The organism is Planococcus wigleyi (genome assembly GCF_014836985.1).
Lineage (GTDB): Bacteria > Bacillota > Bacilli > Bacillales_A > Planococcaceae > Planococcus > Planococcus notacanthi.
Genome location: NZ_JACSPU010000001.1, coordinates 510,345 through 533,901 on the forward strand (window position 1 = coordinate 510,345; position 23,557 = coordinate 533,901).

General features: G+C 43.8%; 21 protein-coding genes and 1 other annotated feature. Of the genes, 15 read left to right on the plus strand and 6 right to left on the minus strand.

Features of this window, described 5'->3' with window-relative positions; all coding sequences use genetic code 11:
- The first annotated feature begins 6 nt into the window (after positions 1–6).
- The 4 genes from H9630_RS02215 (at position 7) to H9630_RS02230 (ending at position 4,286) form a co-directional block, all read left to right on the plus strand.
- Positions 7–1,185, plus strand: coding sequence for a DUF418 domain-containing protein (locus tag H9630_RS02215; protein ID WP_191713852.1), 1,179 nt, complete (start codon positions 7–9; stop codon positions 1,183–1,185).
- Positions 1,186–1,228: 43 nt separating this feature from the next.
- On the plus strand, positions 1,229–2,128 hold the full coding sequence (locus H9630_RS02220) for a fumarylacetoacetate hydrolase family protein (RefSeq protein WP_191713853.1): 900 nt from the start codon (positions 1,229–1,231) through the stop codon (positions 2,126–2,128).
- Positions 2,129–2,196: 68 nt separating this feature from the next.
- The gene (locus tag H9630_RS02225; RefSeq protein WP_191713854.1) at positions 2,197–2,568 is read left to right on the plus strand and encodes a YisL family protein; all 372 of its coding nucleotides are present in this window, start codon (positions 2,197–2,199) and stop codon (positions 2,566–2,568) included.
- 251 nt (positions 2,569–2,819) lie between these two features.
- A complete protein-coding gene (locus tag H9630_RS02230; protein WP_191713855.1) occupies positions 2,820–4,286 on the plus strand; it encodes an alpha-amylase family glycosyl hydrolase in 1,467 nt (488 codons plus the stop codon).
- Positions 4,287–4,349: 63 nt separating this feature from the next.
- On the opposite strand, the gene H9630_RS02235 is transcribed toward H9630_RS02230, so the two are convergent.
- From H9630_RS02235 to H9630_RS02245, 3 genes are read right to left on the minus strand one after another with little or no spacing between them, the layout of a single operon-like run.
- A complete protein-coding gene (locus H9630_RS02235) occupies positions 4,350–5,684 on the minus strand; it encodes a CoA-disulfide reductase (protein ID WP_191713856.1) in 1,335 nt (444 codons plus the stop codon).
- Between the two features lie 19 nt (positions 5,685–5,703).
- Positions 5,704–6,555: a DegV family protein gene (locus H9630_RS02240; protein WP_191713857.1), complete on the minus strand. Its 852-nt coding sequence runs from the start codon at positions 6,553–6,555 to the stop codon at positions 5,704–5,706.
- Positions 6,556–6,573: 18 nt separating this feature from the next.
- Positions 6,574–7,380 carry a Cof-type HAD-IIB family hydrolase gene (locus H9630_RS02245; RefSeq protein WP_191713858.1) on the minus strand — a complete coding sequence of 269 codons (807 nt, stop codon included), beginning with the start codon at positions 7,378–7,380 and terminating at the stop codon, positions 6,574–6,576.
- Positions 7,381–7,539: 159 nt separating this feature from the next.
- Here H9630_RS02245 and H9630_RS02250 point away from each other — a divergent pair, with 159 nt between their 5' ends.
- The 3 genes from H9630_RS02250 (at position 7,540) to H9630_RS02260 (ending at position 10,959) form a co-directional block, all read left to right on the plus strand.
- Entirely contained in the window at positions 7,540–8,304 is a 765-nt protein-coding gene (locus H9630_RS02250; protein ID WP_191713859.1) for a prolyl oligopeptidase family serine peptidase, read from the plus strand.
- A gap of 67 nt (positions 8,305–8,371) precedes the next feature.
- Entirely contained in the window at positions 8,372–8,680 is a 309-nt protein-coding gene (locus tag H9630_RS02255; RefSeq protein ID WP_191713860.1) for a metal-sulfur cluster assembly factor, read from the plus strand.
- Positions 8,681–8,817: 137 nt separating this feature from the next.
- Positions 8,818–10,959, plus strand: coding sequence for an ATP-dependent Clp protease ATP-binding subunit (locus H9630_RS02260; protein ID WP_191713861.1), 2,142 nt, complete (start codon positions 8,818–8,820; stop codon positions 10,957–10,959).
- 31 nt (positions 10,960–10,990) lie between these two features.
- Here the strand turns inward: H9630_RS02260 and H9630_RS02265 are convergent, their stop codons facing one another.
- Positions 10,991–11,176, minus strand: a complete 186-nt coding sequence (locus tag H9630_RS02265; RefSeq protein WP_191713862.1) for a DUF2929 family protein — start codon at positions 11,174–11,176, stop codon at positions 10,991–10,993.
- A gap of 187 nt (positions 11,177–11,363) precedes the next feature.
- On the opposite strand from H9630_RS02265, the gene H9630_RS02270 reads away from it, so the two are divergent.
- The 7 genes from H9630_RS02270 (at position 11,364) to opp4A (ending at position 19,912) form a co-directional block, all read left to right on the plus strand.
- Positions 11,364–12,302, plus strand: coding sequence for a beta-ketoacyl-ACP synthase III (locus H9630_RS02270; protein ID WP_191713863.1), 939 nt, complete (start codon positions 11,364–11,366; stop codon positions 12,300–12,302).
- A 27-nt stretch (positions 12,303–12,329) separates the two neighbouring features.
- Positions 12,330–13,565 (plus strand): beta-ketoacyl-ACP synthase II, encoded by a 1,236-nt coding sequence (gene fabF / locus H9630_RS02275; protein ID WP_191713864.1) that lies wholly within the window; start codon positions 12,330–12,332, stop codon positions 13,563–13,565.
- 563 nt (positions 13,566–14,128) lie between these two features.
- Positions 14,129–15,145 carry an ABC transporter ATP-binding protein gene (locus tag H9630_RS02280; RefSeq protein WP_191713865.1) on the plus strand — a complete coding sequence of 339 codons (1,017 nt, stop codon included), beginning with the start codon at positions 14,129–14,131 and terminating at the stop codon, positions 15,143–15,145.
- Positions 15,132–16,067 (plus strand): ABC transporter ATP-binding protein, encoded by a 936-nt coding sequence (locus tag H9630_RS02285; RefSeq protein ID WP_225218322.1) that lies wholly within the window; start codon positions 15,132–15,134, stop codon positions 16,065–16,067. The genes H9630_RS02280 and H9630_RS02285 overlap by 14 nt, the downstream gene beginning before the upstream one ends.
- A gap of 5 nt (positions 16,068–16,072) precedes the next feature.
- A complete protein-coding gene (gene opp4B, locus H9630_RS02290) occupies positions 16,073–17,035 on the plus strand; it encodes an oligopeptide ABC transporter permease (RefSeq protein WP_191713866.1) in 963 nt (320 codons plus the stop codon).
- Between the two features lie 26 nt (positions 17,036–17,061).
- A complete protein-coding gene (locus H9630_RS02295) occupies positions 17,062–17,973 on the plus strand; it encodes an ABC transporter permease (protein ID WP_191713867.1) in 912 nt (303 codons plus the stop codon).
- 118 nt (positions 17,974–18,091) lie between these two features.
- The gene (gene opp4A / locus H9630_RS02300) at positions 18,092–19,912 is read left to right on the plus strand and encodes an oligopeptide ABC transporter substrate-binding protein (RefSeq protein WP_191713868.1); all 1,821 of its coding nucleotides are present in this window, start codon (positions 18,092–18,094) and stop codon (positions 19,910–19,912) included.
- 48 nt (positions 19,913–19,960) lie between these two features.
- Here opp4A and trpS read toward each other — a convergent pair whose 3' ends face one another.
- On the minus strand, positions 19,961–20,950 hold the full coding sequence (gene trpS, locus H9630_RS02305; protein ID WP_191713869.1) for a tryptophan--tRNA ligase: 990 nt from the start codon (positions 20,948–20,950) through the stop codon (positions 19,961–19,963).
- Positions 20,951–20,994: 44 nt separating this feature from the next.
- Positions 20,995–21,206, minus strand: a binding site (T-box leader).
- 43 nt (positions 21,207–21,249) lie between these two features.
- Positions 21,250–21,591, minus strand: a complete 342-nt coding sequence (locus H9630_RS02310) for a DUF3899 domain-containing protein (protein ID WP_191713870.1) — start codon at positions 21,589–21,591, stop codon at positions 21,250–21,252.
- 242 nt (positions 21,592–21,833) lie between these two features.
- Between H9630_RS02310 and H9630_RS02315 the strand changes: the two genes are divergently transcribed.
- Positions 21,834–23,537: a peptide ABC transporter substrate-binding protein gene (locus H9630_RS02315; RefSeq protein ID WP_191713871.1), complete on the plus strand. Its 1,704-nt coding sequence runs from the start codon at positions 21,834–21,836 to the stop codon at positions 23,535–23,537.
- Positions 23,538–23,557: the final 20 nt, after the last annotated feature.

Genomic DNA, 23,557 nt, shown 5'->3' on the forward strand with positions numbered 1-23,557 from the left:
ATTATTTTGGACTTACAGCCCGTTTCAATAAATGAACGAGTAAAAGCGATTGACTTGATGAGAGGCTTCGCGCTTTTGGGAATTTTAATCATCAACATGTTGGCCTTCCATTCACCTTTGTCGTATATTGATCCGTACAAATGGTTTAATGGGAGTTTGAACGAAGGAATATACATGGTTATTGATATATTTATTCAAGCCAGTTTTTATCCTCTGTTTGCGATGCTATTTGGTTATGGCCTTGCGATGCAATTCATGCGTGCAGAAGCGCGGAACCGGCCATTCATGCCACTTGCGGTCAAACGGTTATTGATTCTTCTGCTGATCGGCATCATTCATGCGTTTTTGATTTGGTACGGCGATATACTGATCACCTATGCCATCATGGGTCTTCTGCTGATCAGTATGATCCGCCTGCCATCCGCCTGGCTGATGGCCTTTGCAGCGGTCATCTATACGGTACCGCACCTGTTGCTGCTCGGCATCATGTTTTTGGCAGTGGCAGTGGATCCGAACACGTATGTCGGATATATGGAAATTGAAAGTTCCATCCAATCCTATCAGTCTGGCAGTTTTGCAGAAATCTTCAGCCAGCGCCTGGCGGATTGGACTTACAGCAATAACCTGGTCAACTACATTGTCCTGATCGCCACGATTCTGCCATTTTTGATGGTCGGAGCAGCTGCAGCAAAATGGCGGCTGATTGAGCGGACACAGGAAAAACGCAAATTATGGTTGGTGTTGGCTATTGTGCCGCTGACAGTCGGCTTATTATTAAAGTCTGCACCTTTCCTTTTCGAATCGAATTATGCCTTTGTCTATCTGCAGGATATTTTCGGCGGGCCGCTTGTAGCCATCGGTTATGCAGCGCTGATCGCTTTGCTTGCACAAAATGCCTTCATGCAAAAATTGCTTTCTCCGTTGGCGAAAGTCGGACGCATGTCGCTGACAACTTATATTACACAATCTGTCCTGGCAACATTGATTTTCTATTCCTATGGATTCGGTCTTTATGGACAAGTGGATTTGCTGACAGGAACCTTGATCGCTCTTGGAATATTCATCGGGCAAGTGATTTTTGCGGAGCTCTGGTTCGAAAAATTCCAGCGAGGACCACTTGAAATTATCTGGAGAAATTGGACATATGGAAATAAATTCGAAAAAACTAACAATTCAAAACTCTGAATGTGTATAATGGATTCAATCAAAGAAAAGGAGTGTTTGACGAATGAAGCTGTTATCATTTCGCTATGCAGGGGAAGAAAGATTCGGACCGAAAGTTAAAAAGGAAGAAGCTGTTTGGGACCTGATTGCCATTCAACAGCAATTGGAGGTTCTGCCTGCGTTTCCTGCCTCACTGATTGAAGGAATTCCGCAAGGCATGGAATTTGTGGAAGCAATTCGAAAACTGACCGAAGCCGCAGTCCAATCTGACCGCTCTGAAGAATTCAAACACTCTTTTTCAGAAATTGAATGGTTGCCGCCAATTTCGAAAACACCAAAAAATATCCTTTGCGTCGGCAAAAACTATGCCGATCATGCAAAAGAAATGGGAGCGGAAGCGCCTGTGGATTTAGTGGTTTTCACTAAAGCGCCTGCAACCATCTCAGCGGATGGGGCAACTGTCTCTGTGCATAGTGATTTAACCGATTCCTATGATTATGAAGGGGAACTGGCTGTCGTCATCGGCAAAGCCGGGCATAAGATACCGAAGCAAATGGCTTATGACTACGTATTTGGCTACACAATCGCCAATGACTTGACCGCGCGGGATCTGCAGGATAAGCACCAGCAGTATTTTCTTGGGAAAAGTTTGCCGGATTCCTGTCCGCTTGGGCCATATATTGTCACTAAGGATGAAATTCCGCAAGCGCAGAATTTATCAATTGTAACAAAAGTAAATGATGAAGTGCGCCAAAACGGCAATACGGAAAAAATGATCCGCCGCGTGGATGAGTTGGTAGCTGAAATTTCGAAGTACGTGGCATTGGAACCGGGCGATGTATTATTGACGGGTACGCCCGCCGGAGTCGGCAAAGGCTTTAATCCGCCGAAGTTCCTAAAAGCGGGGGATACCATCAAGGTGTCAATCGAATCAATCGGTACCCTCGTCACACATTTGTCATAAGATCAGAGCTCTTTTCATCGTCCGCTTTGTGATAAACTGAAGAGGACATTATTGGAAGAGGTGAGCTTTTGAGTATTTTTACAGACACTACACATTTACACATCACGACATGGGTCATTGCAATCGTTTTATTCCTGATTGCCGCATTCATGCAGCGTGACAGCAAAGGCCGCAAGATTTTACACATGGTATTGAGATTGTTTTATATCTTGATCATCATCACCGGACTTACTTTATTCATTGAATGGTCTTCTTCTGATCCGATGGTATACGGCATCAAGTTCCTATTGGGCATTTTGACAATCGGAATGATGGAGATGGTATTGGTCCGTTCGAAGAAACAAAAACCGGTTACGATGTTCTGGGCATTATTTGCATTATTCCTATTTGCAACGATGTTTATCGGCTTCATGTTGCCGGTCGGTATGGATTTCTTTTAATGAAAGTAAGGCGGGTGCATCCAGCACCTGCCTTTTTCTTTTGTTTCAGCTGCAAGTGTTCAGCTTTTCTGCTCATATCTTCCATTCCTTCAGTTGGGCGCTTCCGCTTTTCTAAAGCGATTTTCACAGTTTAGACGAAACTCGGACAAGTCACTGAGGAAACCTTAACTTAACATGGCGGCAGTAGCTGGAGTTTGATAAAATAAACCGGGTGGAACATAAGTACGACCTCATTGAAGGAGGATTTTAGAGTGAAGAAAAAATGGATTTCAGGCATTTTAACAAGTGTGCTGCTGCTGACTTTGGTTAGTCCGGTATCTGCTCAAGATGAGCTGGAGCTTAAAGACGAGTTCATATACGATACACTGGTCGACCGGTATTTCAACAAAAAGATCGACAACGACTATGAAGTGAATGCAGTTGACCCTGCTGCTTTTAACGGAGGCGATTTCGATGGCATGGCCAGTGAAATCCTGTTTGTTAAAGAAATGGGCTTTACTGCTCTTTCAATAGGACCTGTATTCTCTACAGCTACATATGATGGGAAAAGCGTATTGGATTATACTGAATTTGAACGCCATTTCGGTACCGATGAAGAATTTAAAGAGCTGGTTACCGAAGTCCACGACCAGGAAATGAAAGTGATTGTGGATATTCCAACGCAACAAGTCAATGAAAACCATGTATGGGCAATTGAAAATCCAGAGTGGTTTACAGAAAATGAAGATGGCAGCCTGGCACTGGATACAGCGAATTCAGAAGTTCAAGAAGCCTTGATCTCAGTATTCGAGGAATTCACGGAAACCTACGAAGTTGATGGGTATCGTCTTCAGAATGCCGATCAATTGGACCCTGCATTTATTCTCGATTTTTCTGAAGCTATGAAAGGCGCGGGGAGCAGCTATTTGCTGAGCGATCGTGAAATGGAAGAAACTCCTGGGTTTGACGCAGTGGTCTTGCCGGGAGTGGAAGAAACCCTGCGCGCCGCGTATAAGAATTTTGATCAGGACATGACCGGGATTTCCACTATCATGGAACAAAGCGAAGGCAAGCTGATTCAAGTCGATTCCCTATTGGGGTCGCGCTTTACGGCCGATATTGTCGATGTGAACGGCTTTCCGCCCACACGCTGGACTTTATTGCTGACTCAATTATTGACGATGCCTGGAATTCCAGTCATTCAATACGGCTCTGAAGCTGCTATGAATGGCGTTGAAGCAACGGAATCGCATCAAATTTTGGACATGGCAGTAGATAAAGAACTGGTTGACCATATTACTGACCTAACGTCCTTGCGCAATGCCTCTGCCGCTTTGCGGACAGGAGACTTGGAAGTGCTCCATGACGAGGATGGGTGGCTGGTATACAAACGTTCAAATGATGAAGAGACATGGATTGTCGCCATCAACAATTCCTCTTCGACTCAGAACTTCAATTTGTCGACTGACGTAATTGGAGAAGGCAAGGAGCTTCGTGGTTTGTTTGAAAGTGACATCATTCGCCAAGGAGAAAATGGCGAGTACCGTGTGACACAAGATCGTGAAATTGCGGAAGTTTTCCACGTTACTGAAGAAACCAGCCTCAATACGGCCTATATTGCAACACTTGCTATCATGTATGTCGTGTTCATGCTGTTCCTTTGGTTCGTCTGGCGCAAAGGCAAACAGCGCAAAGCAGATGCTGCAAAACAAAAAGAAAATGAAAAAGCGGTACAGTAGTTTCAAAAACTAAAACAGGACGGAAAAGCGATATGCTTTTCCGTCCTGTTTTTGATTCTGCTTTTATTTAGTGATGGCTTTATAGCCAATCATATTGATCGGGTCTTTCGGAGACGAGTAGGGAGGCGCGTAGCAAAGCTCAAGTGCCTGCAGATCATCAACCGTTAAACCGGCATAGATGGCTGTAACAATCACGTCAATGCGTTTGTCGACTCCTTTGCCGCCGATGCATTGCGCGCCTAAAATCTTACGAGTTTCCGGATTGTAATGGACCTTTAACGTGATTTGAGCGTGGTCCGGATAATAGCCGGCGTTCGAGTTGCCGGTATGAGTGACTGTAGCGGACTGGAGATTCTTATCCTTTATGGAACGTTCGTTCAATCCGGTCATAGCTGCAGTCAGTGAAAAAACTTTCAAAACAGAAGTCCCGAGCAACCCTTTTTTTGCGAGTTTGTTCCCTGTCAGGTGCTGGGCTACAATGAACGCCTGGCGATGGGCAGGGGACGCAAGAGGAACCCTTTTAGGATCTCCGGTCACCATGTCGGAATTCTCTGAAGCATCTCCGATTGCATAAATCGAAGGGTCATTGGTTTGCATAAACTCATTGGTTTGGATGCCGCCGGTTTCGCCGATATTCAACCCTGCTTTTTCAGCAAGCTCAGTATTGGGCTTCAATCCGATGCTCATGATAATGAAATCAGCCTGCAGGTCAATTCCGTTCCCCAATTTAATCGTTTTGCCTTCGGTTTTCTCAATCGTAGTTCCTGTCAAAAGCTTCACGCCTTGAAGCGCTAATTCTTTTTCGATGAGCAAGGAGATGTCCGTGTCTAAAATGGACATGATGGTTGGGGACTTATGGACGAGTGTGACATCCAACCCAAGATGCTTCAAGTTTTCAGCCATTTCAAGGCCGATAAAACCTCCCCCTGAGACGATGGCATTTTTAGGCTGCTGTGTCTTGATAAATTGGTCAATGCGCTGCATGTCCTCATAATTGCGCAAAGTGAAAACTTTCGAAGACTCGATGCCTTCCACATCAGGCATCACAGCAGAACCGCCAGGAGACAAGATTAACGTGTCATAGGACTCTTGGAATTGCTCACCTGTTACTAAGTTTTGAACGTGTACCTTTTTGCCCTCACGATCGATTTCCAACACTTCATGCTGCAACTTAACATTGACATCGCGTTTCTTTTTGAATTTTTCCGGATCTGTCATGATGATGGAGCGTTCATCTTCGATGACACCACCAATGACGTAGGGAGTGCCGCAGGCAGCGTAGGACATCGTCGAATCACGGTCGAATACTACGATGTGTGCATCCGGATCATAAAAACGAATTTGGCCGGCTACTGTTGCTCCACCGCCGACTGCACCGACAATGACTATTTTTTTCATAAGAAAGTCAGCCCTTTCCTTATTCAATTTTGTTGAAGAAGAATAAAGCCAATGTGCCGGGGCCCGTATGTGCAGCAATAACCGAACCGATCATATGGATTTCGACTTTTTTGGGATGGAAGTTTTCTTCAATTTCTTCTTTTAAAGTATTGGCGAATTCTTCATCATCTCCATGGCTGATGGCAATTGTTTGCTGGTCTAATTGGCTTCCGCGTTCTTTCATCAATTCAATCATTCGCTTGATGACTTTTTTGCGTCCGCGCAATTTTTCAATCGGCACCAATTTGCCGTCTTCTACGTGGAGCAATGGTTTGATGTTCAATAACCCGCCTACAAAGGCGCTGCCTTTAGAGATGCGTCCGCCTTTGGCCATATAATCCAAATCCTCCACAGTAAACAGGCTTTCCAGATGGTCAGCCATAAAACGGGTTTTTTCTATAATTTTGTTTAACGGTTGGCCTTCATCCCGCATTTTTGCAGCTTCTTTCACCATAAGCCCGTAGCCGAGGGATGCTGCTTTAGAATCAAGAATGGTGAGTTTCATTTCCGGGTATTCCTCGCGCACTTGATCTGAGACCATTACGGCTGTACTGTAAGTGCCTGATAGTTCAGACGAAAAGGCGATGTAATAACCTTCATCGCCATCTTTTGCTAACTTCTCAAAAGCGGACAGCATTTCTTCAGGTGATACTTGTGATGTTTTGGGATGATTGCCTGAACGGATATCATCAAATACTTTAATGGATTGAATGCCTCTTACATCTTCATAATCCTGATTTCCGATATGGACACGAAGCGGAAATAAAACGACGTTTTCATTTTCAAAGAAATCTTTCGGCAAATCAGATGCGCTGTCAGCAAATAGTCTCATGTAAATCCCCCTTTTCCTTTACAATTTCAATCGATCGATCAGCAATTCAGCGATGCCGTCTTCATTATTGGTTAAAGTTATTTCGTTAGCTATATTCTTAAGTGGATCAATGGCGTTGCCCATTGCAACTCCGACGCCTGCAAAATCTATCATTTCCAGGTCATTGTCTTCGTCGCCGAATGCAATGATATTTTCCCGTGAAATCCCGAGTGATTTAGAGACGCGGTCAAGTCCGACAGCTTTGCTCATTCCGCTTTTGACAATTTCAATGACGTGCCAAGGAGCTCCCCAGCGACGGTGATCGATGACTTGCGCATGCACAGAAGAGAGATGATCGTGAATTTCCTGTACACGTTCATAAGGTGCATGAATCAGAATAGAAGTTGGATCTGTTTTTAAGTAATTTCGCAAGTCACCCGTGGTGATGGTCGGATCACCAAACCGGAAGATATCCATTAGTTTTTCATCATGGTGATGGACATAGACATCATCCAATACTTCAGCGACGATATTGTGGAATTCATAGTTGTGCATGGATTCGACCACTTCATGGACAACGTCGAGCCCGATCGGGTTATGGTGCATGCCCCAATGCTGATTGGCTGGATGGTGCACAAAAGCTCCATTGAAGTTGACGATTGGTGTCGTCAACCCCAATTCTTTGTAATACGGTTCGCTTGAACGGTATGGACGCCCAGTGGCAATCATAACTTGATGTCCTGCTTCAAGTGCTTTATTTAAAGTCAGTTTCGTTTTGGGTGAAATGACTTTTTGATCGGTTAATAAGGTTCCATCTAAATCTAGAACAATCAAATGTTGCTTCATAAATAGCCGACTCCTTTCTCTATACTACTAGTGTAGCGATAATACGAGGGTTTCGTCAAAAAATCTTGAGAAAATCGACAGGGTTTTTTGGGAGGCAGATTGACATTTGCTGGATAAGGTTAAGATTGGTAGGATTACTAATGAAGGAAGTGATTTGAGATGAGAGTTGAACGACAAGTCTGGGGACATATCCCATTGCTGAACATAACGCCGGATCAGGATGGAAAAGAGTTGCCGACCGTTATTTTTTTTCATGGGCATACGAGTGCTAAAGAGCATAATCTGCATTATGCATACCAATTGGCTGATAAAGGAATTCGTGTGATTTTACCTGATTCCCATCTTCACGGAGAACGAAGTGAAGGATTGGATGGAGTCCAGATAAGCTTACGATTTTGGGAAATCGTTTTGACATCAATTGAAGAATTGGCATTTCTGCGGGACGAATTACATAAACGCGGATTGATGGCCGGTGAACCAGCAGTAGGCGGTACGTCAATGGGCGGCATTACGACACTGGGCGCAATGACGGTCTATCCGTGGATCAAAGCGGCCGCAGTGATGATGGGTGCCGGAAACTATGTGGAATTGGCACAGGCACAGATGGCCCAATACGAAAAGAGAGGTTTCCAGTTGCCGATCAGTGAAGAAGAACGCGAAAAGATGCTGTCGACTTTAGCTATTTTTGACAGCCGCCGCCATTTGGAGAAATTCAATGGACGCCCGATTTATTTCTGGCATGGGGAACAGGATGTCACGGTTCCATTTGAACCGACCTATCGCTTGTATAAAGAATTGAAACAACAATATGAAGCGATCCCTGAGAAGATCGAGTTCAAGCGTGAACGCGAAGCGGGACATGCGGTGAGCCGGACCGGCATGCTTGAAGCGACAAACTGGCTGGCTAAGTATTTGCTGGAATAAGCGTGTGAATTTCATTTCCGGTGAAAGTTTGTTAAGATGGTACTAACAGTAAAGGGAGGGATTCTGAATGGATCAAGATATGAAAGACAGCATGATGGGTGCCTTAGAAACAGTAATCGATCCTGAATTGGGTGTCGATATTGTCAATTTGGGCCTTGTATATGATGTAATGGTTACAGAAGACGGATTTGCAGTGGTTACCATGACATTAACGTCAATGGGTTGCCCAATGGGACCTCAAATCGTTCAAATGGTCAAAGAAGCATTATATGAGCTGCCTGAAGTGGAAGAAGTCGATGTTAAAATCGTCTGGCAGCCAGTATGGGGCAAAGAACATATGTCGCGTTACGCGAAAATGGCGCTTGGCGTCAGATAATCTATACTTGAAAGGCCGTTACGGATTTTATTCCGTAACGGCCTTTTTTTAAGACCAAAATAATTGCATATTCCTGAAAATTTGACTATAATCTAATTAGTCAAAGATAGTCAAACTAATTGAGAGGTGTGGTTGTTATGGTTCAATTCCAAAATAACACAGAACAAAAATCCCCGTTGGAGCAGTTTGGCCGCAATATGGTGGAGCAAGCCCAATCAGGGAAAATGGATCCTGTCATCGGACGAGACCAGGAAATCCGTAATGTCATCCGCATCTTGTCGCGGAAAACCAAAAACAATCCGGTATTGATCGGCGAACCGGGTGTCGGTAAAACGGCGATCGTTGAAGGATTGGCACAGCGAATTGTCCGAAATGACGTACCGGAAGGGTTGAAAAACCGGACCATCTATGAGCTTGATATGAGCGCATTGATTGCTGGAGCCAAGTACCGGGGGGAATTTGAGGAACGGTTGAAAGGTGTTTTAAAGCAGGTCAAAGACAGTGAAGGACAGATCATCCTGTTTATTGATGAAATTCATACCATCGTCGGAGCGGGTAAAACTGAAGGTGCGATGGATGCAGGAAATATGCTGAAACCGATGCTTGCCCGAGGGGAATTATATTGCATCGGAGCGACCACATTGGACGAATACCGGATGCATATTGAAAAAGATCCGGCTTTGGAACGCCGGTTCCAGCAAGTAATGGTAAGAGAGCCTTCTGTAGAAGATACGGTGTCGATTTTGCGCGGTTTAAAGGAACGTTTTGAACTGCATCATGCTGTGCGGATACATGACCGTGCCATTGTAGCTGCGGCGGCTATGTCGGATCGTTACATCACTGAACGCTTTTTGCCGGACAAAGCCATTGATTTGATCGATGAGGCTTGTGCGATGATCCGGACGGAAATCGATTCCATGCCGCAGGAATTGGATGAAGTGACGCGCCGCCTTATGCAGCTTGAAATCGAAGAGCAGGCATTGATGAAAGAAACCGATGCAGCCAGCAAAACACGCTTGGATACTTTGCGTAAAGAAATCATGGAGCTGCGCGATTCTTCTGCAGATATGAAAAACCAGTGGACAGAAGAAAAAGAGTCGTTGAAGAAAATCCAGGAAAAGCGGGAACAATTGGATCAGTTCCGCCGCCAGCTGGAAGATGCGGAAAACCGCTATGATTTAAATGCGGCAGCCGTTCTGCAGCATGGCAAGATTCCGGAACTGGAAAAGGAATTGGTAGCGCTCGAAGCCAACCTTGAAAAAGACGGCGCAGAACGGTTGTTGCGTGAAGAAGTGACGGAAGAAGAAATTGCCGGCATTGTCGCCAGATGGACTGGAATCCCGGTAACCAAATTGGTGGAAGGTGAACGTGAAAAATTGCTTCGCTTAGGCGAGACCTTAAAAGAACGTGTCATCGGACAAGAAAAGGCAGTTGAACTTGTGACGGAAGCTGTATGGAGAGCGCGGGCAGGCATCAAGGATGAGAAGAAACCGATTGGTTCATTTATTTTCCTAGGTCCGACCGGTGTCGGTAAAACCGAATTGGCCAAGTCTCTTGCTGCAAATCTGTTTGATTCGGAAGATCATTTTATCCGAATCGACATGTCCGAGTATATGGAAAAACACAGTGTATCCCGTTTGGTCGGAGCTCCGCCAGGATACATCGGCTATGAAGAGGGTGGACAGTTGACCGAAGCGGTACGCCGCAACCCTTATTCTGTCGTGTTGCTTGATGAAATTGAAAAAGCCCACCCGGATGTCGCCAATATCCTGTTGCAGATTCTGGATGACGGGCGCATAACCGACAGCCAAGGGCGCTTAGTCAACTTCTCGAACACGGTGGTGATCATGACTTCCAATATCGGATCAGCCCACATCAGCGATACGAGCAATGAACATGATATTGAAGACATTGTCATGAGCGAATTGCGCAGACATTTCAAGCCGGAGCTGTTGAACCGCATTGATGACATCGTCATTTTCCATGCGCTCAACAACACTCATTTCTACGGAATTGCTAAGAAGATGATCGCTGAATTGGCAGCCCGCATCAGTCAGCAGCAAATCAAGCTGACAGTGGATGATTCCGTCATCGACTATATCGTCGAAGCTGGAACCGATCCGGTATTCGGGGCACGGCCATTAAAACGGTTTATCCAGCGGAATATCGAAACGAATATCGCCCGTGAATTGATCAAAGGTGGAATCGTCGCAAATACAGAGTTGGAATTGACTATGGGCGACAATAAGCAAATCATCATCAACAAAAAAGAAGCGTAAACCGGCTAACCGGTTTACGCTTCTTTTTCTATTAATGCTTTTCAGGAGCTGGTTCGTTAGAAATGACAGCTGACATAACGAAGATCATGATTGAAACTCCGACTGAAATGTAAACGCCGATCATGAAGTCGAACGGTACGTTTTGTACTGCACTTACCACATAGTTGACCAATGAAATCAATAAGAATGACCATAAGAACGTTCCAATATATTGCATCTAGTTTCACCTCTACATAGAATATCTAGATTAATCATAGCACAAGCTCCGACAGACAGAAAGGAAGATTGGAGAGATTGAAGATTTTTTGTCGGAAATATGTCAGTTAGTTGAAATTAAAGGATAGATGACGTATTATTAACACCAGGTACTAATATATGATGACAAGTGAAATGAGGGATATAAAATGAATGCTGGCATAATCGGTATGGGCAGATGCTTGCCTGAAGATAAATTGACGAATTTTCAATTAGAGCAGCGGATGGATACCAGTGACGAATGGATTCGAACAATGACAGGCATAGAAGAACGCCGAATCGCGAGAGAGGAACAGGACACTTCTCATATGGCTCGTGAAGCTGCGCAAAAAGCGATTCAGGATGCTGGAATCGATCCTGCTGAAATTGGTTTGATCCTGGTGGCGACCGTAACGCCGGACCAGCCATTCCCATCGATGTCTTGTGTCATCCAGCAGGAAATTGGCGCTGTCAATGCTGCAGCCATGGATATTTCAGCAGCATGTGCCGGCTTTATGTATGGAGTTATCACAGCAAAACAATTCATCGACAATGATGTTTATAAATATATTCTGGTTGTGGGCGTCGAGAAATTATCAAAAATCACCAACTGGGAAGACCGCAATACGGCTGTCCTTTTCGGTGACGGAGCGGGAGCCGCAATCATTGGGAAAGTATCCGAAGGAAGAGGGATTCTGTCCTTTGAACTGGGGGCTGATGGGTCTGGCGGCAAGCACCTGTTCCAAGATGAAGAAGATCATCTGCAGATGAACGGCCGGGAAGTATTCAAGTTTGCAGTTCGCCAGATGGGTGAATCTGCTGTAAATGTTATTGAAAAAGCGGGATTGCAGAAAGAGGACGTCGATTTTCTGATTCCGCATCAAGCGAATATTCGAATTATGGAAGCGTCCCGAGAACGCTTGGGGCTTCCAATTGAAAAAATGTCAAAAACGATTCACAAGTATGGCAACACTTCAGCAGCTTCAATTCCGATTTCTCTTGTCGAAGACATCGAAGAAGGCCGTGTCAAAGATGACGATGTCATCGTCATGGTTGGATTCGGTGGTGGCTTGACTTGGGGAGCAATTGCAATGAAGTGGGGCAAATAATCAGCTATGCGAAAGGAAGAAGATAGAATGGATAATCGCCGTGTAGTCATTACGGGAATTGGTGCTGTAACACCTTTAGGGAATAACATCGAAACGACCTGGGAAGCTGTAAAAAGCGGGAAATCCGGTGTCGGTCCCTTAACTAGATTGGATGCAGATTTGTATTCAGCAAAAGTGGCAGCTGAAGTAGAAGGTTTTTCAATGGAAGATTATGTAGAAAAGAAAGATGCCCGGAAAATGGACCGTTTTACGCATTATGCGTTAGCAGCCTCCATTATGGCCATGAAAGATGCTGACCTTGAACTGGATGACAACACAGCTTTGCGTACGGGTGTGTGGATCGGTTCCGGCATCGGCGGAATGGAAACCATTGAAAACCAGATGAATGTGCTGAATACAAGAGGCGTCCGCCGCATCAGCCCATTCCTGATTCCAATGATTATTCCTGATATGGCTTCAGGGCAAGTATCGATTTACTTTGGCGCAAAAGCCATCAACTCCTGCTCGGTGACTGCCTGTGCGTCCGGCACCAATTCGATTGGAGATGCTTTTAAAGTCATCCAGCGCGGAGACGCAGATGTAATGATTTCGGGTGGCGCTGAAGCACCGATCACGCAATTGTCTGTAGCCGGTTTTACAGCCAATACGGCATTGACTACCAATCCCGATGCAGCTACAGCATCCCGTCCATTCGATAAAAACCGCGATGGATTCGTTATCGGTGAAGGTGCGGGGATCGTTATCCTTGAAGAATATGAACACGCAAAAGCGCGTGGCGCCAAAATCTATGCGGAAGTGGTCGGGTACGGCTCGACTGGCGATGCCCACCATATTACAGCTCCTGCTGAAGGTGGAGAAGGAGCGGCCCGTGCAATGGCACAAGCTTTGGCAGATGCCGGTGTTGAAACAACGGAAGTCGGTTATATCAATGCGCATGGAACGAGTACACCATATAATGATTTGTACGAGACCATGGCTGTGAAAACGGTATTTGGTGAGCATGCCTATAAATTAGGAATGAGTTCTACAAAATCTATGACAGGCCATTTACTTGGTGCAGCAGGTGGAGTAGAAGCGATCTTCACTGCGTTGGCTCTTCAAGAAGGCATTATGCCCCCAACAACGAATTACGAAACACCGGACGAGCAATGCGATTTGGATTATGTTCCAAATGAAGCCCGCAAAGCGGATTTGAAATTTGCTATGAGCAATTCATTAGGCTTTGGTGGACATAACGCTTCACTGGTATTCAAGAAAATTTAACCACTATCTAGATGAAACAGCTAGTTGCGCTTTGTTGACGCAGCTAGCTGTTTTTATGCTTTCCATGTAGAAATAAGGGGGTTATGACATATTTTTATAAAAATTGAAAAAGTTTTCCGATTATTGTTTAGCTTGTGTTATTCTATTTACACAGAGTATTAGTGTTTAATTATATGGATGTACAATACAAATTATATGAACAATATTTACTAGGCTCTCTCTCGTTAAAAAATGAGTGTATATTCACAATAATTTAATCTCTATCGAAACGTTGGTACGACTGGTTTTCTAAAGAGAAATTGCTATTCGGAATTACGAAATAATTCATAAAATTAATAATAATCATTGTTTTTGTAATTTTATTGTAATAAAATTAATGGTAGAAACCATTATCCGAAGAAAACATTAACGTTGATATGCTGTTCCGGGGAAACAGCTCAGCAAGTGTTAACATTTTTTTTAGGATGATATGTCTGAAAATTGAAAACTTCATTGCATGTATTAAGTCGCTCAGTTCAGCAAGAAGACAACCATAGAACGGATTCATTTTGAGGAGGATAAATGTGAATGATGTTTTGTTGAATATCAAGAATTTAAAAACGTCTTTTAGAATTAAAGATGATTATTACGCTGCAGTTGATGATGTATCGTTGACCGTTAGAAAGAACGAAGTATTGGCGATCGTAGGTGAATCAGGATCCGGCAAAAGTGCTTTTGCTTTTTCTATCATGGGTCTTCATACAAGAGCCAAAATCGAAGGGGATATTGATTACAAAGGGATCAACCTGGTAAAGGCCAGCACCAGCCAAATGAGAAAATTGCGCGGCAAAGATATGGGAATGATTTTTCAGGATGCACTTTCAGCTCTGAATCCGCTTATGGTGGTGGGAGATCAAATCGATGAAGCAATTTTCCTGCACAACCCGAAAAGTTCCAAGAGCCTGCGAAAAAAGCAGGTCATCAATTTATTGAATCAAGTGGGCATTCCCCGTCCAGAAAAAACATATCACCAGTATCCGCATGAACTGTCAGGCGGAATGCGCCAACGTATTGTAATCGCTATGGCGATTTCCAATCAGCCCGAACTGTTGATTGCAGATGAACCGACAACTGCATTAGACGTGACGATTCAGTCACAGATCCTTGATTTGATAAAAGAATTGAAAGACACCATCAATGCCGGCATTATCCTAATCACACACGATTTGGGTGTCGTAGCAGAAATGGCCGATCGGGTAGCAGTCATGTACGCGGGCCAAATTGTGGAGATTGCAGATGTTTATACATTGATGGAAAATCCACAGCACCCGTATACCCGTTCACTTTTAAATTCAATACCTACATTGAACGACGTGAAGGAAGAACTTCACGTAATACAAGGGGTAGTGCCATCGCTCCAGAAACTGCCGAGAACCGGTTGCCGGTTCGCTGCCAGAATTCCTTGGATCGAAGAATCTTCACATGAAGCTTCACCGGAACTCCATGAAATTAGTCCTGGACATTTTGTGCGCTGCACATGCTACAAGGACTTTTACTTCCCAGAACAAGCCGAGGAGGAGCGCAATTATGTCGCTAATTGAAGTTGAAAACCTGAAAGTTCATTTCCCCGTACGTGGAGGAGTCTTTCAGACAGTAAAAGATCATGTTCGCGCAGTAGATGGTGTTTCATTCTCTATTGAACAGGGCCAAACTTATGGGCTTGTCGGCGAATCTGGATCAGGAAAGACAACAACTGGACGCGCGATTATCGGTTTGAACGATATCACTTCAGGCAAGGTCATGTTTGAAGGAAGAGATTTGGCTACGATCAACAAGAAAGAGTATATTGATGTGCGAAAAGATATCCAGATGATTTTCCAAGATCCATTTTCCTCATTGAACCCTAAAAAAAGAGTAGTGGATATTGTGGCAGAACCTCTGCGCAACTATGAAAACTTATCGGCTAAAGAAGAGCGGATCCGTGTTCAGGAGCTAATGGAATTAGTTGGGCTCAGTCCAGAAGCTATCTATAAATACCCGCATGAATTCTCCGGAGGACAGCGGCAGCGGATCGGTATTGCCCGGGCAATAGCGCTCAATCCAAAATTGATCATTGCGGATGAACCGGTATCTGCCTTGGATGTTTCCGTCCAGGCGCAAGTATTGAATTTCATGCGTGAAATACAAAAAGAATTGAACTTGACGTATTTATTCATCAGCCATGATTTGGGGATTATCCGCCACATGTGCGATCACATCGGCATCATGTATAAAGGGCGATATGTTGAACATGGGACATCTGACGAAATTTTCAACAACCCGCAGCACATTTATACAAAACGGTTGATTGCGGCCATTCCGGACAGCAACCCGCGCAATCGGGAAATGCATTACGAAAATCGCAAACTGGTGAAATCTGAGTACGACAAGTTGGAGAAAGACTTTTTTGATGAAGAAGGTTTGCCTTTCTCTTTAAAATCAATTTCAGCTACCCACCAAGTAGCGTTGCCTGAGAGAGGTTGAATGGTATGTGGAAATTAATTTTACGCAGAACACTTATAACTATCCCGCAAATTATCCTCTTGAGTGTCTTGGTCTTCATCTTGGCCCAAGCAATGCCTGGAGATGCATTAACCGGACTGATTGATCCCAATATCGACCCTGCCACCATCGAAGCGATGCGAGAACGTCTTGGATTGAACAATCCATGGTATGTACAGTATATCGACTGGATCAAAGGTGTGCTTCAAGGGGATTTCGGACAGTCATTCCGCTTTAAGATGCCAGTATCTGAATTGATCGGCGAACGCATGATCAATACATTGTGGCTGTCATTGGCTACATTGATCCTGACTTACTTGATTGCCATTCCACTTGGAATCATCAGCGGCCGCTTTAACGACACATGGTTGGATCGTGCCATCACAGGATATACGTATATAGGCTTTGCAGCTCCATTATTTATTTTCGCCTTGGTTATGCTGTTTGTTTTTGGATTCCAGTTGGGCTGGTTCCCGACAAGCGGAAGTGTGACACCGGGTACTGAACCGGGAACCTTCGCATATTTCCTGAGCAAACTGAATCATTTATTATTGCCGGCATTGTCTATGGCATTAATTACAACTGTTTCAACAGTCCAGTATTTGAGAAGTGAGATCATTGATACAAAACAAAAAGATTTTATCGTAACAGCCAGAGCAAAAGGCAATTCTGAGACACGGGTCTACAATCGCCACATTTTGCGGAATTCCCTGTTGCCGATTGCCGCCTTCTTCGGCTATGAAATCACGGGCTTGATTGGCGGGACCATTTTCATCGAGAATATTTTCGGCTATCCAGGAATGGGTGAATTGTTCCTTTCTTCAATCAGTTTACGTGATTACAGCGTTATGACAGCTCTTGTCCTGTTGTTTGGACTAGCAGCGATTATCGGGGCTTTGCTATCCGATATCATCTTGAGTTTGGTTGATCCACGCATACGGATTAAATAATAAATGACAATTTTAGAGGTGTAAATATGAGAATTGATAAAGACAGTGGAGCACAAATCCCTGATGTGGATCTTGGCAAAAGCCCATCTGGATTCAGTATATTACTAAGAGAGCTGATTCGGGACAAAGTTGCATTTGGTTCTCTCTTGTTCCTGTTTTTGATCATTGCTGGCGTCTTCGGCACTTCGATCATTATGGACCAGTCTGAGATTATCAAAGTAGATCTTTTTGCACTATATGAGCCGCCATCGGCCACTTATTGGCTGGGGACGGATTACGGCGGCCGCGATATTTTCGGGCAATTGATCATCGGTACACGGAATTCATTAGCTATTGGATTTTTGGTCACATTACTGACTGGAATCATCGGCATATTGGTAGGATTGATTTCTGGTTATTACGGCGGTACTGTGGATAATATCTTCATGCGCTTTGTTGACTTCTTCATGGTTTTGCCGATTTTGATGATCGTTATCGCATTTGTTACAGCGGTACCAGGATACAGTATTGTATCTTTTTCATTGATCATGACAGCTTTCCTATGGATGGGAATTGCGCGATTGATCCGTTCAAAAGCATTGCAGGAAAAAGAACTGGATTACGTAAAAGCTTCTAAAACATTAGGGACATCCGATTTTAAAATCATGTTTTTCCAGGTCCTGCCGAATCTTAGTTCGATCATCATTGTTACGATGACGTTGAATTTGGCAGGCAATATCGGAATCGAGTCAGGCTTATCCTTTTTAGGGTTCGGCTTCCCGGAATCGACTCCGAGTTTGGGGACCTTGATCAGTTATGCAAGAAATCCGCAAACACTGGAATTACGATGGTGGATTTGGTTACCTGCATCAATCCTGATTTTTGTTTTGATGCTTAGCATAAATAATGTCGGGCAAGCGTTAAAACGCGCTACTGACGCACGACAGCGTAGAGGGTGACAAAAAGCGGGGGGAAAAGGAGGAGTAGGGTTCTCAGTACCAGAAAGAAACAACTCTATTCGAGTACAACATCTGTCAGAAATATCTTTAGTTATTAGAAAAGAGGAGGAAACAGAGAATGGCGAAAAACAAATGGTCCAGATATTTAGCATTGCCGATGTTGTCTTTTGTAATGGTCTTGGCAGCTTGTTCCGGAGACGATACGTCTAAAGAAGAAGGCGGGAAAAAAGAAGCCGACGGCGGACAGGATCTGAAGAATGGCGGCATGTACTCAATTGAAGATTTCGACAATGTAAAAACAAATGAAGGGGAAGCCATTGATGGCGGAACCGTTACCTTCGGTTTGGTGTCGGATACAGTATTTGAAGGAACATTGAACTGGAACTTCTACTCCGGTGCACCGGATGCTGAAATTTTGAACTGGTTTGATGAAGGTCTATTAACATGGGATGAAAACTATGTGTATACCAATGATGGAGCTGCAACATATGAAGTTTCAGAAGATGGCCGCACATTTACTTTCAAAATTGGCGACAATGTCAATTGGCATGACGGCGAACCTGTAACTGCAGAAGATTGGCTGTTTGCGCACGAAGTAATCGGTAACCCTGATTATGACGGCCCTCGCTACAATACTGATTTCACCAACATTGAAGGAATGGAAGAGTATAACAGCGGGAAAGCTGATACAATTTCAGGCATTGAAGTGATCGATGAAAAAACCTTGTCGATTACGTATATCGAATCAACACCTTCTCTATTAACAGGAAGTATCTGGACTTACCCATTGGCTAAGCACATCTTCGGAGACATGGCAGTTGCTGATATCTCGTCTTCACCTGAAGTGCGTGAAAAGCCAATCGGTTTTGGGCCATTCAAAGTGGACAGCATTGTACCTGGAGAGTCTGTGACTCTTTCTAAAAACGAAGACTACTGGCGCGGAGAACCAAAACTTGATGGTGTAACAATTAAAGTAATCAGCAGTTCGACAGTCGTTCAGGAATTGGAAACTGGCGGTGTTGACCTGGTAAGTGATTTCCCTGTAGATCAATTCCCGGATAACGCTGAAATGTCGAACGTAGAGTATTTGGGAACAATTGATCGTGCTTATACGTATATCGGCTTCAAGCAGGGAACATGGGATGCTGAAAACAACCGTGTTGCGTATGACCCAGAATCGAAAATGGGCGATGTAGAGCTTCGCCAAGCAATGTGGCATGCAGTGGATAACGCAGCTGTCGGCGAAAAATTCTATAACGGTTTGCGTTGGAATGCTACAACATTGATTCCGCCATCCCATCCTGAATTCCATGATGAAAACAATAAAGGCAGAGAATACGATCCTGAAGTCGCTAAACAACTTTTGGAAGAAGCTGGATATGTTGATACAGATGATGACGGTTTCCGTGAAGATCCAGAAGGCAACCCATTGGAAATCAATTTCGTTTCTATGACTGGCGGCGATACAGCTGAGCCTTTGGCACAATACTATGTTCAGTCTTGGGAAGCTGTTGGTTTGAACGTGAATTTGGAAATGGTTGAGTTTAACTCGTTCTACGATCGTGTAGGTAACGGCGGAGAAGATGATCCAAGCGTAGATGTTTACCAAGCAGCTTGGGGAGTTGGAATTGACGTAGATCCTTCAGGTCTGTACGGCGCTGACACATTGTACAACTTCGGCCGTTGGGAAAATGAAGAAAATGACCGTCTTCTAGCAGAAGGCCGTTCAGAAAAAGCATTTGACCTAGCATACCGCCAAGAAGTTTACAACGAATGGCAGCAATTGATGGTTGACGAAGTACCGGTATTCCCTACGCTATACCGTGCACTATTGGCTCCTGTCAATAAACGCGTAATGAACTATGCAATCGGTGATGGCACTGGAGTGTACTTGTCTGATCTTGCAGTAAATGCAGAATCAGCAGAAGTAGCTGAATAAAAGAACATGGAAAAGGAGCTGCGAATTCGCAGCTCCTTTTTGTATATTTTATTTTCTTTTCCGTCCAAGACCCATAGCGTTTTCCATTTTCTTCAACGTTTTATTTGCCAGATAATTGGCTTTTTCAGCACCGGCATCGAGTATCGCATCCAGCTCTTCAGAACCGAGAAGCGCAGCGTAACGTTCTTGGATCGGTGCCAAATGCTCAGTGACGGCTTTGGCAACAGAAGCTTTAAAGTCTCCGTAGCCGGAACCTTCATATTTAGCCACCAGACTATCAATGCTTTCTCCGGTCAATGCAGCTTCAATAGTCAACAAGTTCGCAACACCAGGCTTGTTGATCGGGTCGTAGCTGACTACTCCTTCAGAATCCGTGACAGCGCTCTTGATTTTTTTCTCGATCGTTTTCAGGTCATCCAATAAAGTAATGATGGCTTTTTTATTTGTATCGGATTTGCTCATCTTTTTCGACGGATCCTGCAAGGACATGATGCGTGCTCCGTTCTTGGGCACGCGAATATCAGGGATCGTAAAGATGTCGTTGTATTTGCGGTTGAAGCGTTCTGCCAAATCACGTGTCAGTTCGATATGCTGCTTTTGATCATCGCCGACAGGGACGATATCCGTCTGATACAAAAGAATATCGGCTGCCATCAATGGTGGGTAAGTCAATAATCCTGCTAGAACAGACGTGTTTTTCGCGGACTTGTCTTTGTACTGGGTCATGCGCTCAAGTTCACCGATAGTGGAGACGCATTGCAGCATCCATCCGGCTTGTGCATGGGCAGGAACTTCAGATTGGATAAACAAAGTGACTTTTTCCGGATCGATTCCGACAGCCAAATAGAGAGCTGCTAAAGCACGAATGTTATTCCGGAGCTCTAAACGATCCTGGGGCATTGTAATGGCATGTTGGTCGACGATGCAGAAGATGCAATCATACTCGTCCTGCAAATCTGTAAATTGCTTAAACGCTCCTATGTAATTTCCGAGTGTCACCGTACCAGTAGGCTGAACGCCTGAAAAAATTTTCTTCATCAATATTCCTCCTCAAAGTAAAAAACACAGCACACACCCCTAAAAGAAGGGACGAATGATGTGTTTTCCGCGGTACCACCCTAGTTGCCGTCACCGGCCACTCTTCTTCATAACGTGAAGAACACGGAACCGGCTACTCCACGTTCACCGGTTCAGCTCAAAAGCCCATTCAATGCAATCCTCCATCTGTTTCCACCAACCACAGACTCTCTTTATAGAAGGAACTGCATCTACTCTTCTTTTTCATCGCTCAATATATGTCTTATTATTATAATACATAAGCGATTTGAGGTGCAATGTTAGAAGCTGTAAATCATCAGGCAAATTCCCATGATCAGCATAGTGACTGCGCCTGTGGTCAACAGCAGAGAACTGGAAAATCCCAATGCTTCGGATGGGGGACGCATTTCATCATCATCCAGTGTGGATTTCAGCTTAAAAGCTTTTCTCATGCTGATGGTGAATATATCAAATACGCCTGTACGGACGACGAAAACCCACAAACCGAAAAACAGCAGAACGCCACCGTAAATAAATGAGTTGTTGATATAGGACAACAAGGAAAGATTTTCTGCCCGGAAAAATATTGTCACGAAAATCAATACTTGGATAATTACTAAAGAGAAACCTATTTTCTTCAAAACTTGCACCTCGATTCTTATCAATTGTAGAAGAAATCAAAAAAAAAATCAAAAATTCTTTATTTATCTTAGACGGCGAAAACGCTTACAAATCCAATATTCTGGCGCTTTTATGTAATGTTAATGTAACGCAATTGTTACAAGAGTGTAAAAATTTCCAAAAAAAGTTCTGTACAACAAAAAAAAATTATGTATAATTAGCAGTGTACCAAGTTTTCAGAAAATTCGAGGGGGTCAATTTAGTGAAGAACAGCAAGATTTTTTGGCTACTAAGCCTAGTTTTAGTACTAAGTGCTTTTCTAGCAGCATGTGGGGGCGGCGATAACGCTGACACTGGGACTGAAACTACAGACGAAAAAGAAGGTACAGAGACAGCTGGGGATTTAGACTCAGTACAAGAACTTAACTTGATGGAAAGCGCAGAAATTCCAACAATGGATTCGGCAATCGCTGAAGACACAGTAGCTTTCAATATCTTGAATAACGTAAACGAAGGACTATTTCGTTTAGATCAAGAAAACATCGCTATTCCGGCATTGGCTGAAGGCGAGCCAGAAGTAAGCGAAGACGGTTTGACATACACGTTTAAATTGCGTGATGCTAACTGGTCAGATGGTACTCCTGTAACAGCTGAAGATTTCGTGTTCTCTTGGCAGCGTGCGATTGATCCTGCAACTGGATCTCCTTATGGTCCATACATGATGAGCGGAACAATCCTTAACGCTACAGCAATTTCTGAAGGTTCTATGGATAAAGCAGAACTAGGCGTTAAAGCTATTGATGAAAAAACTCTTGAAGTAAAACTTGAACGCCCGGTTCCATATTTCATGTCATTAATGGCATTCGGAACTTTCTACCCGCAAAACGAAGCGTTTGTTACTGAAAAAGGCGATGCATATGCGTCTAACTCTGACAACCTTCTTTTCAACGGACCATTCACACTTACTGATTGGGACGGCACTGGCTTGACTTGGAAAATGCAGAAAAATCCTGAGTACTGGGATGCTGAAACAGTTAAACTTGAAACAATCAATGTTGACGTAGTTAAAGAACCTGCTACTTCAGTGAACTTGTACAACTCAGGTGAAAAAGACCAAGCAATCCTAAGTGGAGAATTTGCATTGCAGTATGGCGATAACGAAGAAGTAGTAACTGATTTGGAGCCAACTGTATTTTACTTGAAATTTAACCAAGAACGTGAAGGAGCAGCAACAGCTCTTAAAAACGTAAATATCCGTAAAGCAATTGCAACAGCTTTCAACAAACAAGATCTAGCAGATGTTGTATTGGCGAATGGTTCACTTCCTGCAAACTTCTTAGTTCCAACTGAATTCACTTTTGATGAAAGCAAAAAAGATTTCCGTGAAGTAAACGGAGACATGCTTGAATTCAACGCTGAAGAAGCTAAGAAACTTTGGGCTAAAGGCTTAGAGGAAGAAGGCTTGACTGAAGTCACTTTGGAATTGCTTGGTGGCGATACAGAAACAGCTAAGAACATGGATGCATATTTGAAAGATCAACTTGAAACAAATCTTGAAGGTTTGACAGTTAATCTGAAAGCAGTACCTTTTGCAGTTCGTCTTGAACTTGACGAAGCACAGGATTATGACATCCAAACATCTGGATGGGGCCCTGATTACCAAGATCCAATGACTTTCATTGACTTGTTCGTAACAGGATCTTCACACAACTTGATGTCTTATTCTAACGAAGAATTTGATAAATTAGTAGAATCTGCTAAAGCAGAACTTGCACAAGATCCAGCTGCACGTTGGGAAGCAATGGCTAAAGCTGAAAAAATCTTGTTAGAAGACGATGCAGCGATTGCACCAATTTACCAACGTGGTGAAAAAGCTCTTCAAAAACCTTACGTTAACGGTATCATCAAACACCCATTCGGTGGGGAATACAGCTATAAGTGGGCTTCTATTTCTGGAAAAGAATAATTTAATCCCGTTACTGTAAA